Consider the following 11,343-nt stretch of genomic DNA (forward strand, 5'->3'; position numbering starts at 1 on the left):
GGGGTCAGTCGATATAGATCGAGAGAGAGCAGCTAGGAGCTGCTGGAAATGCGGTGAAGCCACTCAAGGAAGAGCTTCAGTTCAGAGCTGGACAGTTGGTCTGAATGCGAGGCCTGCAGTGCCGCATTCAGGGCGATTGCCGCAACAACTACCGAGGACTTACCGGAGTCCTCCGCTGCGGCGCCACGGGCTGTGTCCGTGGAGACGGCGAAAATCATGGAATCCCGGGTCATCGTTGAGAGCTCGAGGTTCCGGTCTTCCACCGGTTCTGCGATCAGCATGAGCGTGACGCCCACGTTGGCCGCCAGGATGCTGCGTGCTGCTTCGCGGGGCGGCACGTTGATCTGACCGGCTATGGCGGCTTTGTTCAGCATCTCTTCCAGGAGCGCTTCGGCATCGGCCACGATTGCCGGGCGGCTTTCCGGCCTGATGTTGCCGAACATCACCAAGTACAGGTGGGGTTGGGTCAGCCCGAACTGGACGTGGTTGTCCCACATCCGCCGGACGTCTTCCAAGGGCTCCCCGGACGGTGCAAAATCCCGCTCCCCTGCCACGTACTCTTCGAAACCGGCTGAGACGACGGCGTCAAACAGTCCTTCTTTGTCACCAAAGTGGTGGTAGAGCGTTGGCGCCGTGACCCCGGCAAGCTTGGTGATCTGGCGCGTCGAGACCGCTGCCCCCTCCGAATTCGCCAGCAATTCGGCCGCTGCGCGAAGCAACCGAATTTTCGGCGGAAGCTGGTCATCGAAACTCATAACCGCTACCCTAGCACCTATAGCATTGCTATATGAAGTAGCTCACAAGGAAATTTTGTAAGCTAAATTTGCAGGCTCCCGGTGCCGTCGCCGGCGGGTCTTGACCGACAAGCAGGAACAGAGGATTCAGTGCAGAATTTCCAAGGAGTTGGGGTTAGCCCTGGCCGCATCATCGGTTCCGTCCGCCAGATGCCCAAGCCGGTGAGTGAGCCGCCGTCGGGCGAACGCCTCGCCGCGGACGTCAGCCCGGAAGCCGCCGTCGCAGGCCTGAAAGCTGCGGCGCAGTCTGTCCACGACGAGCTGAAAGGCCGCGCGGACAGCGCCTCCGGCGACGGCAAAGCAGTCCTTGAGGCCACCGCGCTGATGGCCAAGGACACCATGCTCCTGAAGTCGGCGGGCAAACTCATCAACGCCGGAACCTCTGCCGAGCGCGCCATCTGGGAAGCCGGCGCGTCCGTCTCCGAAATGCTGCACAACCTGGGCGGCTACATGGCCGAGCGCGCCACGGACGTGCTTGACGTGCGCGCGCGCATCGTCGCTGAGCTCCGAGGCGTCCCTGCTCCCGGCATCCCGTCCTCCGACACACCCTTCATCCTGGTGGCCGAAGACCTCGCGCCGGCAGATACTGCCACGCTGGACCCGTCCAAGGTCCTCGCACTGGTCACCTCGGGCGGCGGCCCCCAGTCCCACACCGCCATCATCGCCCGCTCGCTCGGCCTGCCCGCCGTCGTCGCAGCCCATGGCGTGGACGACATCGCGGACGGAACCGAAGTCTATGTGGACGGCGCGGCCGGTTTCGTGGCGGTTGAACCAAGCGAAGAACACCGCTCGGCGGCCACTGCCTGGGCCGAAACCTCCGCAACGCTCGCCGAATTCGACGGAAACGGCACGACGGCGGACGGCCACTTGGTGCCGCTCCTCGCCAACGTCGGAGGTGCCAAGGACGCCGTGGCTGCGGCGGGTCTCGGAGCGCAGGGTGTTGGCCTGTTCCGCACCGAGTTCTGCTTCCTTGAGCGGGATACCGAGCCCTCAGTGGACGAGCAAGCCGCAGCCTACAAAGCGGTGTTTGATGCCTTCCCCGGCAAGAAGGTGGTCCTTCGCACGCTGGATGCAGGCGCCGACAAGCCCCTCCCCTTCCTCACGGATGCCACCGAACCCAACCCCGCCCTGGGCGTTCGCGGCTACCGCACCGACTTCACTACCCCCGGCGTCCTTGAGCGCCAGCTTAAGGCCATCGCCCGGGCCGCGTCGGAGTCGGAAGCCGATGTGTGGGTCATGGCGCCCATGATCTCCACCGCAGCCGAAGCCGGACGTTTCGCTTCGCTGTGCGCCGCCGCCGGAATCCAGACGCCGGGTGTCATGGTGGAAGTTCCCTCCGCTGCACTGACCAGCGCCACCGTCCTGCGTGAGGTGGGTTTCGCCTCCTTGGGTACCAACGACCTCACCCAGTACGCCATGGCCGCCGACCGCCAGCTCGGCCCCCTCGCAGAACTGAACACGCCCTGGCAGCCCGCGGTGCTGCGGCTCGTCCAGCTCACTGTTGAAGGAGCGGCACAGGAAGGCGCTGGCCGCGAAGGCGCCAACAAGCCCGTGGGCGTCTGTGGTGAGGCAGCCGCGGACCCGGCCCTCGCCGTCGTCCTGACCGGTCTTGGTGTCACCACACTGTCCATGACCGCGCGCTCCTTGGCTGCCGTCGGGACAGTGCTGAAGACCGTCACGCTGGAGCAGGCACAGGAACTTGCCCGCCTGGCGTTGTCCGCCCCGAGCGCCAACGAAGCGCGCGAGTGGGTCCGGGCCAAGCTCCCTGTTCTCGAAGAACTCGGCCTCTAACCCGATCTACCACCAGGAGGAACAATGCCAGAACGCACAGCAACCGTAGCCAGCAGCTCGGGCCTGCACGCCCGGCCCGCCGCCCTGTTCGCCGAGGCCGCGGGCGAACAGCCGGTGGACGTCACCATCGCCATGCAGGGCCAGCCCGAAGATGAAGCGATGGACGCCGCCAGCATCCTGTCGCTCATGACCCTTGGCGCCGCCAAGGGCGACGTCGTGGTGTTGCGGGCCGAGGGTGAAGGCGCCGAGGCAGCACTGGATGCCCTGGTGAAGCTGCTGGAAACGGACCTGGACGCGGTCTGACAGCCCGAAGTATCCGTAACAGACGGTAGGAAACTTCTGTCCGGCAGTGTGGTGTCGACATGGCGTGCCGCCACGCAAGGTCATGGCAGTACTTCCTTCGTCATGGGGGAAGGTTCTGCGTCAGGCGCTGGTTTGCCCTGGAAAACCCGGAGCATTGGAGACCAGAATGACCACACTCGCGTCCACCCCCACCGACCCCCTGGACCTCGTCGCAGCCCGCTACGGCGAGGAACCATCCGTCCGGCTTGGAACCCTCAACCCGACGATCGAGCTCCTCTTCCGGCACCGTTCCGTCAGGCAGTTCGAGCCGACCCCCGTGGACGAAGCGACCCTCACGGCCCTTGTTGCGGCGGGCCAATCCGCTGCGACATCGTCCAACCTGCAGACGTGGAGCGTCATCGAGGTCCGCGACCCTGGGCACAAGGACGCCGTGGCCCGGCTCGCCGGGGACCAGGACTTCATCCGTGAGGCCCCGGTGTTCCTGGTGTTCATCGCGGACTGGGCCCGGAACCGGCTCATCGCAGAACATCGCGGCGAGCCGACCGAAGGCGTTGACTTCATCGACAGCACCCTGGTTGGCGTGGTCGATGCTGCCCTTGCCGCCCAAAATACGGTGGTTGCTGCGGAATCGCTGGGCCTCGGCACCGTGTACGTCGGCGCCGTGCGGAACCACTTGGAGGAGTTGTCCGAGCTGCTCGGACTTCCGGCCGGTGCCTTCCCGGTAGTGGGACTGGCGATCGGTTACCCGCACCCTGAGGCTGGCGGCAGCATCAAGCCGCGGCTTCCGCAAAGCGTCGTGCGGCATCGTGAGCGCTACGCCCTCCCCGACAACGAGGCACTGGCGAAGTACGATGCCACACTCCACGCCTACTACCGGGCCCAAGGCGAACCCCGTGGTTGGATCGACGCAGTAGTACAGCGGGTGCGCAGCCGACTGAGCCTGCATGGCCGCGACCGGATCCGTGGCGTACTTGAGCGCCGCGGGCTGCCGTCGCGCTAGGAGCACATGTGCCGCGCTAGGCTTCTGCCATGGCATTGATAGCTCCCAGGGTCACAGCGGGCCTCCCCGCCGACGACGCCCGGAACTTGGCGCGGTCCCTCAACGACAGCGAAGACATCACGGTGTTCGTGGACGGCACGGTCCATCGGCTGCCCGACGCTGCGCGGGACGCCGTCGTCGACCTCTTGGCGAGACTGGGGCGGGGCGAAACTGTGACGGTCAGCAGCGTGGAGGAAATGCTCACCACCTCGCAGGCGGCGGAGCTCGCCGGGATCTCGCACACCTACTTGCGGAACATGACCGACCGCGGCGAGATTCCTGTGGAGTACAGGGGAACGCATCGCCGGATCCGGCAGGCAGCCATCATGTCCTGGCTGGAAACGCAGAAGCGCAAGCAGGCTGAAACCCCTGCCGCGGAGGCCGCAAAAAGCGAGTGAAAGTGTCCGAGTGATAAGGATCAAGCAACGATCCCAGCCAACAGGCGGGCACCCGTAAAGGCCGGGGTTACGCTTGATCGGTGGGCAATTTCAAGGGGTGGCATATCGTGGCTGGTTTGGCCGCGTTGTCCCTTGCCATACCCCTGGGCTCAGCAATGGGATTGAACTTTGTGGCGACGTTCATGTTTGCGTGCACAATGTTCGTCGCGGTGACCATGTGGACCGAATCGAAAATCGCACGACGCCGGGAGGCCGCCGATGCGGCGGCCGCACCCGACGCTTCACATCCGGCAGCGGACCCTACCGAATCGGACGACGCCACCCGGGAGTAATCGCCCCCGCGCCGGATGCGGTTCAATAGCGGTATGCCTTCAAGAATCCCGCACATGGTTTGGTCCGCATGACCGCACTGCTGTCTGCCGACGTCGAGGTCCTGGGCCTGACCGGACGCATCCTGTGGACGAAGGGCACGCCGTCGCCAGGCACTGCGCCGGAAGCGACACCGGCCTACGTCCTCATCCACGGCATTGGCGTCTCGCACCGGTACCTGGCACGGTTGCACGCCGTGCTCGCTGCGAGCGCACCCACCTACTCCCTGGACCTGCCCGGTTTCGCCGGGACGCCGCGGCCGGACCGGCAACTCCAAGTGGAGGACTACGGCGCGTTCATTGCCGAAGCCTTGGCAACGCGCGGGATCGACTCATACATCCTGGTGGGCCATTCCATGGGGGTGCAGTTCGCCATCGAGGCGGCCCTGCACCGTCCGGAGAGTGCACGCCAGGTGGTGTTGATGGGTCCTGTTGTGGACTCCCGACACAAGAACGTCATGCGCCAGTCGATTGCCCTGACCCTGGACGGGATACTCCGAGAGAGCCCCTCATCCAACTGGATCGTGTTCACGGACTACCTTCGCTGCGGGGCGCGCTGGTACTTCACCGAGCTGCCCGTGATGATGAAGTACCCCACGGAGAAACGCCTGTCCCGGATACAGGCCCCGGTGCTGGTGCTCCGCGGTAGCCGCGACCATGTGGCCGGACCAGAGTGGTCGCTCCGGCTTTCGCGGGCAGTGGCGCAGGGACGCCTGGTGGAGATTCCCGGGGTAGGGCACGTAGCCCAGCACATGCGGCCCAAGGCCGTGGCGGATGCCATCCGCAGCTTCGTCACCGCCACAACGCAGCACCGCTGAGGACTGACGCACGACGACGGTACTCACCCGGCTGCCCCTTGTTGGGCGCCGCCGGATCAGGCTAGGCTGGCGGGGCAAGCGGATTAGTAAGTTTGCTTACGAAAGGATGCATCATGACCAGCTATGACCCGGAAGACGATCCCCGGACGTTCGGCGTGAGTGGCGCTACCGGCCCCATCGACACCACGGCCGAGGCGGACAGCATCCACGAAGATCCCGATATGCGCCAGGACGAGGACGACGATCCCGCCGCCTCAGCCAACCCTGATCCCTTGGACGGAAACGTCACAGGACTCGAGCCCGGCGGAGGGGTACCCCCGGGCGAAACGCCTCCTGCCGAAGGAAGCATGAGCAGCGACCAGGGGCACGAGGAGTAGTACCCGGCTACGGGAGGCTCAGTATCTCCCCGAGGTCGTACTCCGCAGGCTCCTCCAGCTGCGAATACGTGCAGCTTTCCGGGGTCCGGTCCGGCCGCCACCGACGGAATTGCGTCGTGTGGCGGAACCGGTCGCCCTCCATGTAGTCGTACGCCACCTCGATGACCAGCTCAGGGCGGAGGGGAACAAAGGAGAAGTCCTTGCCTGCGCTCCACCGGCTCTGGGCGCCGGGCATCCTGGACCCACCGGCTTCCTGGTTGGCCCACTCACCCCAGGGGTGGTCGGCAAACTCCACTTGATACGGCTCGAGTTCAGCCACCAAGGCCTCCCGCTTTGCCATGGGGAACGACGCCACGACGCCGACGTGATGCAGCCGCCCCGAGTCGTCGTAGAGCCCCAGGAGCATCGATCCCACAACTTTCGCGGTCTTGTGCCACCGGAAGCCGGCCACGACACAGTCGGCTGTCCGCTCATGCTTGGTCTTGAACATCACCCGCTTGTTCGGCTGGTAGGTGCCGTCGAGCGGTTTGGACAGCACGCCGTCGAGTCCTGCTCCTTCAAGCTGCACGAACCATTCCCTGGCCCGCTCCAGGTCCGTCACCGCCGGCGTGACGTACACCGGCGGCTCAGCGTTGGCGAGGGCTTTCTCCAAGGCCGCGCGCCGCTCGGCGAAGGGCTTCCCCGTGAGATCCTTATCGCCGAGGGCAAGAAGGTCGAACGCCACCAAGGACGCCGGCGTCTTCTCCGCAAGCATCCGCACCCGGCTGTCCGCGGGATGGATTCGCTGCTGCAACACCTCGAACTCCAGCCTGTTGCCCTGGATCAGGATGATCTCGCCGTCCACCACGCACTTGTCCGGAAGGTTCTTCTTCAGCGCCTCCACCAGCTCCGGGAAGTAGCGGGTCATGGGCTTTTCGTTGCGGCTGCCCAGGATGATCTCGTCCCCGTCCTTGAAGACGATGGTCCGGAACCCATCCCACTTGGGCTCATAATGCCCAACATCGGGGATGTTCGGGACAGACTTGGCGAGCATGGGCGAAACGGGCGGCATCACAGGCAGGTCCATAGCTCATGTCTACCGGCCAGTAGGCGCCCAAGGCTAGTGTCTGCGGACTTTGGATCGCCCCGGCGCCAGCCCCGAAGCCTAAACGGTAGCGCCCTCCCAGCGCGGCGGACGTACCGCCCGTTACATTAATGTGACTTTACTTTCCGGCTACTGTACGGTCGTAGGGCGACCCGAATCTCCGCTGGGCCGCTTCTGGATTGACGCCGGGCTCTGCCGCAATCCAGGATCCGCCAGACCCGCGGCAGAGACGGGGGACCCACAGTTTCCCGGGCTTGTTTTCTCCACAAGCCCTTGGGGTGAAGCCGCAAACGCGCGGCCGGACGGCCTCGTCCGAACCCGACAGCTAACCTCGCAGGCGTTGAGAGGCACAACCATGTCCCCAACCATGGATAACTCGCGCCGCGCGCAACTCGAACGCGAGCGCACCAAGCCAACCGGACGCCGTCGGGCCCAACCCAGCGGACAGGTCACCGGTACAGAAAGTACGACGCCGGAACCCGCCACTGCGGCGATTCCCACCACTGCGTCACCCACGACAGAGGCACCCGCGGCAGTCGCTCCCACCACGCGCGCCGCCGCGCGTGCCGCTGAGCGGGAACGCGCAGCCCGCGCAGTGATTGAGCCAGCCGAAACCCCGGCAGCGAAATCCGTGCTCCCGGAACCGGCGACCGCGGCCATCCCGGTGGTCGAGGCCGCCCAGGCCGCAGCCCCGGCGTCAACTACGCCCGGCCCTCCAACGTCCGCGATCCCCATCGTCCAGCGGGCAGACCCTGCCCAGCCCGCGGACATTGCCCGGTCCGTGGATACGGTCCAGTCCGTGCGCCCCCAGCAGGCTGCACCGGTCAAGCAGGATGTTCCAGAACCGGCCACCGCGGCCATTCCCGTGGTCGCCGCTGCTGCAGCCAAGACCCCTGCCCCCCTTACTGCTGCAAGCCTTGGTGCGACGTCGGCATTCGGCCGCGAACCCCAGGCTGTCCTGCGGAAAGCCGCGTCAGTGAAGCACATGAGCCAGCGCATGGCAGTTGTTGCCGGCGCGCTGGGACTCGCGCTGACCGCAGGGTCCGTGGGCCAGGCCCTGCATCTGCCCTTCTTCGGCCAGGAAGCACCCACAAACCAAGCCGGCGGCAGCAACGCCGACCGCCAATCGGGCTCGGCCTTACCGGCGCCACGGACGTCCTACACCACAGCTTCCGCACCGTCGTCATCGGGTTCAGCCTCGTCCGAAGCCGGCCAGCCGGCAACGGTCCCGGAGGCACCCGCGGCGGTTTCGCCGTCGTCGGTCCCTTCACCGCACGTTTCCTTGGCCGCGCCGGTCTGGGTACCATCGGCGGCTGCCCCGGCTGCTGCACCGCCCGTGGCCTCGACGCCCGCGCCCGGAACGACTCCGGCCCAGCCCGCGCCGGCCCCCAGCGACGTGCCGTCGGACACGGTCACCACGCCTCCGGCCACGCCAACGCCAACCACCACGCCCACTCCCACCACAACTCCTACGCCGACGCCCACGCCGACGGAGACCTCCAAGCCGCGGCCCACTGGCAACCCGAACACGCCGAAGCCGCAAGCATCCACCTTGGAATCACTCCTTGGTGCCGCCAGGGATGTGCTGCAGTGAGCATCCGCTTGCCCCGCACCACAGTCCACACCGGATGGCACGGCCGGTACTGCAGCAGCAGCCGAACGTCCACGTTCCGACGCCGAAGGGGCCGCTGGAGTTGCCAGCGCTTAAGGCGTTCCTAGCCAACACTGAGGCAGGCACCCACGCCGGGTGCCTGCCTCATGTGGTTATTGGCCCCTGATTCAAAGGACCCTCAGATCCTTGGCCTGCCTGCCCAGCGCCGCGCTTTGAGGGCAGCATGCAGCTCGAGCCTAATGGCACCATTGAGCGGATCAGCACCGATGAGCTGGCGGATCCGGCCCAGCCTGTTGTAGATGCTGCTGCGGTGAAGGTGAAGTTTGGCCGCGACATCCTGGACGGCGCCGTCGTTGTCGTAGAGGAGTTCGAGGACCGGCAGGAGCTCTCCGTTCTTGTCCTGATCCTCAAGGGTCCGGAAATGCACCGAGCCGGTATCGTCCCAGCCACCGGGGGCCAGCAAGCGGTCGAACAACTGGTACACCCCGACCGCCCGGCTGTCCACCAACTCCCCCAGCTGCAGGTCCACCGCAGCGGCCTGGGCGGCAACCTTGGATTGCCGGTACGCCCCCGCGAGCTGCCTGATGACTTGGAACGGTTCGCTGATCCCCAGGATGACACGCTCCACCGTCCGGCCGGCACGTTTGGCGAGCTCCAGCTGGTAGTGGACCAAGACCTGGGCATGATCGGCCCGTCCGCCCGATTCCCGGAACAGGACCACGGAATGGGTTTCGGTACCCGCGCTGAACAGGGCAGCGTTGACACCGATGGTCGACTGCAGCGCGGCAGAGCGGTGCGTCAGGGTTGCGGCAATGGGGTCGACGTCGGACCGGGCACCGTCCGCGTCCAGGATGGTCACCAATTGCCATGGACCGCGGCCCTGGATCTCCTTCCAGCCCGCTACGGCGGCGACAGCGTTCGACTCTCCGCCGCACGCCGAAAGGAACTCCTGCTCACGCCTGCGCCGGAACTCGGACTCGGCCGTATTGGAGTCAAGGAGCAAGCCCGCCAACAGGTCCAGCTCGTCACGCACGCCGGGCAACTGGGCGAGGATCGCCGTCGCGCTTTGCTCTTCAAGGTCCTGCTGGACCCATAAGTACCCCACACGGAAACCGCGGACCAGGAGCGGCACGCAGACGCGGCCCAGCATCCCCAGCTCGTCGTTGGCCGGGACCACCACGGGACGCACCGCGGTGGCGATGCCGTGTGAGAGCTGCCAGGCGCTGACATCCCCTGGAACGCGCTTGCTTAGGAGGAAATTCACGCGGACGCGGTCGGCGTGGGATTGGTTGGAGCTGTAGGCGAGGAGGACGCCGTCGAGGTCCTCAAGGGACAGTCCGCGCCCGAGCTTCAGCGCCACGCGTTCAACGATCTGTTCCACGTCCTGCTGCATGCGGACAGCGTACCAACATCAGGCGACACTTGACGCTCCAGTATTCGACAAATGTCGATGCCAGAGACCCAAGAACCTTGATTTCCCGGGGTTTTACCGTCGGAGCCTAATACGGATCCATGTCGCCTGCCTCACAGCCGGATTTATTCTGGAATCACAGCCCGCAGTACATATTCGGCCGAACAGGCCGCTAACGATGGAGCCAGCAAATGATCATCGGCGTCCCCAAAGAAATCAAGAACAACGAATTCCGCGTAGCCATCACGGCCGCCGGCGTCCACGAGTTCCGCACCCACGGACACACCGTTCTGGTTGAGCGCGGCGCAGGCCTGGGCTCGGGCATCACCGACGAGGAATACTCGATCGCCGGTGCAGAAATCGTCAACGAGGCCGATGACGTTTGGGGCCGCGCGGACATGGTCATGAAGGTCAAGGAGCCCATCGCGGCCGAGTACCACCGCTTCCGCAAGGGCCTCATCCTCTTCACCTACCTCCACCTCGCCGCCGAGCCCGAGCTCACCGCCGAGCTCATCAACTCAGGTGTCACGGCCATCGCCTACGAGACCGTGCAGGAAGGCCGCGCACTTCCGCTGCTGGCCCCGATGTCCGAGGTCGCAGGCCGCCTGTCCGTGGTTGTGGGCGCTTCCTCGCTGATGGCACCGGCCGGTGGCAAGGGCGTCCTCCTGGGCGGCGTACCGGGCGTGCGCCCGGCCAAGGTTGTTGTACTGGGTGCCGGCGTTGCGGGAACCAACGCCGCCGCCATGGCGCTGGGCCTCGGTGCGGATGTCACCATCATGGACATCAACATCAACCGGCTGCGCGAACTCGATGCCCTCTACCAGGGCCGCCTGAAGACCGTTGCCTCCAACGCCTACGAGATCGAGAAGTCAGTCATCGACGCAGATCTCGTGATCGGCTCCGTTCTGATCCCGGGCGCCAAGGCTCCCAAGCTGGTCACCAACGACCTCGTGTCCCGCATGAAGCCGGGATCGGTCCTGGTGGACATCGCCGTGGACCAGGGCGGTTGCTTCGAAGACACGCACCCCACCACCCACCAGGAACCGACGTACAAGGTCCACAACTCGATCTTCTACTGCGTTGCCAACATGCCCGGCGCTGTTCCGAACACCTCCACGTACGCACTGACCAACGTCACCCTGCGCTACGGCGTGGCACTGGCCAACCTGGGCGTCAAGGCCGCTTTCGACCGCGACCCCGCCCTGGCTGCCGGCCTCAACATCGCTGCAGGCCACGTGGCACACCACTCCGTTTCCGAGGCGCACAACCTGCCCCTGGTCACCGACTGGCACAGCCTGGTTTCCGCCTAGAAAATAAACCACGACGGCGGGGTGCGGCTTCCATACGA

At 65.7% G+C, this 11,343-nt stretch carries 12 protein-coding genes and 1 riboswitch; of the genes, 9 read left to right on the plus strand and 3 right to left on the minus strand.

The window, feature by feature from the left end:
* Nucleotides 1-32: 32 nt before the first annotated feature.
* The gene (locus ACFVSI_RS18890) at nt 33-755 is read right to left on the minus strand and encodes a TetR/AcrR family transcriptional regulator (RefSeq protein ID WP_387827045.1); all 723 of its coding nucleotides are present in this window, start codon (nt 753-755) and stop codon (nt 33-35) included.
* 129 nt (nt 756-884) lie between these two features.
* On the opposite strand from ACFVSI_RS18890, the gene ptsP reads away from it, so the two are divergent.
* The 7 genes from ptsP to ACFVSI_RS18925 all read left to right on the plus strand — a co-directional run bounded on the left by ptsP (nt 885) and on the right by ACFVSI_RS18925 (nt 5,888).
* Nucleotides 885-2,585, plus strand: a complete 1,701-nt coding sequence (gene ptsP / locus ACFVSI_RS18895; RefSeq protein ID WP_387827048.1) for a phosphoenolpyruvate--protein phosphotransferase — start codon at nt 885-887, stop codon at nt 2,583-2,585.
* 24 nt (nt 2,586-2,609) lie between these two features.
* Nucleotides 2,610-2,888 carry an HPr family phosphocarrier protein gene (locus ACFVSI_RS18900; protein ID WP_387827051.1) on the plus strand — a complete coding sequence of 93 codons (279 nt, stop codon included), beginning with the start codon at nt 2,610-2,612 and terminating at the stop codon, nt 2,886-2,888.
* 166 nt (nt 2,889-3,054) lie between these two features.
* Nucleotides 3,055-3,888 (plus strand): NADPH-dependent oxidoreductase, encoded by an 834-nt coding sequence (locus ACFVSI_RS18905; protein WP_387827054.1) that lies wholly within the window; start codon nt 3,055-3,057, stop codon nt 3,886-3,888.
* Between the two features lie 29 nt (nt 3,889-3,917).
* Nucleotides 3,918-4,325, plus strand: a complete 408-nt coding sequence (locus tag ACFVSI_RS18910; RefSeq protein WP_387827057.1) for a helix-turn-helix domain-containing protein — start codon at nt 3,918-3,920, stop codon at nt 4,323-4,325.
* Between the two features lie 80 nt (nt 4,326-4,405).
* Complete coding sequence (locus ACFVSI_RS18915; RefSeq protein WP_387827060.1) at nt 4,406-4,657, plus strand: hypothetical protein; 252 nt, start codon at nt 4,406-4,408, stop codon at nt 4,655-4,657.
* Nucleotides 4,658-4,725: 68 nt separating this feature from the next.
* Nucleotides 4,726-5,511, plus strand: coding sequence for an alpha/beta fold hydrolase (locus ACFVSI_RS18920; protein WP_387827063.1), 786 nt, complete (start codon nt 4,726-4,728; stop codon nt 5,509-5,511).
* A 113-nt stretch (nt 5,512-5,624) separates the two neighbouring features.
* Nucleotides 5,625-5,888: a DUF6480 family protein gene (locus ACFVSI_RS18925; protein ID WP_274262055.1), complete on the plus strand. Its 264-nt coding sequence runs from the start codon at nt 5,625-5,627 to the stop codon at nt 5,886-5,888.
* A gap of 7 nt (nt 5,889-5,895) precedes the next feature.
* On the opposite strand, the gene ACFVSI_RS18930 is transcribed toward ACFVSI_RS18925, so the two are convergent.
* Nucleotides 5,896-6,954 (minus strand): ATP-dependent DNA ligase, encoded by a 1,059-nt coding sequence (locus tag ACFVSI_RS18930; RefSeq protein ID WP_387827066.1) that lies wholly within the window; start codon nt 6,952-6,954, stop codon nt 5,896-5,898.
* Between the two features lie 218 nt (nt 6,955-7,172).
* Nucleotides 7,173-7,324, plus strand: a riboswitch (cyclic di-AMP (ydaO/yuaA leader).
* A 3-nt stretch (nt 7,325-7,327) separates the two neighbouring features.
* On the opposite strand from ACFVSI_RS18930, the gene ACFVSI_RS18935 reads away from it, so the two are divergent.
* Complete coding sequence (locus ACFVSI_RS18935) at nt 7,328-8,566, plus strand: hypothetical protein (RefSeq protein ID WP_387827068.1); 1,239 nt, start codon at nt 7,328-7,330, stop codon at nt 8,564-8,566.
* A gap of 196 nt (nt 8,567-8,762) precedes the next feature.
* Here ACFVSI_RS18935 and ACFVSI_RS18940 read toward each other — a convergent pair whose 3' ends face one another.
* On the minus strand, nt 8,763-9,977 hold the full coding sequence (locus ACFVSI_RS18940) for a PucR family transcriptional regulator (RefSeq protein ID WP_387827070.1): 1,215 nt from the start codon (nt 9,975-9,977) through the stop codon (nt 8,763-8,765).
* Between the two features lie 209 nt (nt 9,978-10,186).
* Between ACFVSI_RS18940 and ald the strand changes: the two genes are divergently transcribed.
* Nucleotides 10,187-11,305, plus strand: a complete 1,119-nt coding sequence (gene ald, locus ACFVSI_RS18945; protein ID WP_387827072.1) for an alanine dehydrogenase — start codon at nt 10,187-10,189, stop codon at nt 11,303-11,305.
* Nucleotides 11,306-11,343 lie beyond the last annotated feature (38 nt).

The organism is Paenarthrobacter sp. NPDC057981 (assembly GCF_042886835.1).
In the GTDB taxonomy this organism is placed as follows: domain Bacteria; phylum Actinomycetota; class Actinomycetes; order Actinomycetales; family Micrococcaceae; genus Arthrobacter.

Bases quoted from the DNA above. Each gene is read 5' to 3' on its own strand.
- ACFVSI_RS18900 (WP_387827051.1), top strand. From the start codon at position 2,610: ATGCCAGAACGCACAGCAACCGTAGCCAGCAGCTCGGGCCTGCACGCC.
- ACFVSI_RS18890 (WP_387827045.1), bottom strand. From the start codon at position 755: ATGAGTTTCGATGACCAGCTTCCGCCGAAAATTCGGTTGCTTCGCGCA.
- ACFVSI_RS18940 (WP_387827070.1), bottom strand. From the start codon at position 9,977: ATGCAGCAGGACGTGGAACAGATCGTTGAACGCGTGGCGCTGAAGCTC.
- ACFVSI_RS18905 (WP_387827054.1), top strand. From the start codon at position 3,055: ATGACCACACTCGCGTCCACCCCCACCGACCCCCTGGACCTCGTCGCA.
- ACFVSI_RS18920 (WP_387827063.1), top strand. From the start codon at position 4,726: ATGACCGCACTGCTGTCTGCCGACGTCGAGGTCCTGGGCCTGACCGGA.
- ACFVSI_RS18930 (WP_387827066.1), bottom strand. From the start codon at position 6,954: ATGGACCTGCCTGTGATGCCGCCCGTTTCGCCCATGCTCGCCAAGTCT.
- ACFVSI_RS18910 (WP_387827057.1), top strand. From the start codon at position 3,918: ATGGCATTGATAGCTCCCAGGGTCACAGCGGGCCTCCCCGCCGACGAC.
- ald (WP_387827072.1), top strand. From the start codon at position 10,187: ATGATCATCGGCGTCCCCAAAGAAATCAAGAACAACGAATTCCGCGTA.
- ACFVSI_RS18935 (WP_387827068.1), top strand. From the start codon at position 7,328: ATGTCCCCAACCATGGATAACTCGCGCCGCGCGCAACTCGAACGCGAG.
- ACFVSI_RS18925 (WP_274262055.1), top strand. From the start codon at position 5,625: ATGACCAGCTATGACCCGGAAGACGATCCCCGGACGTTCGGCGTGAGT.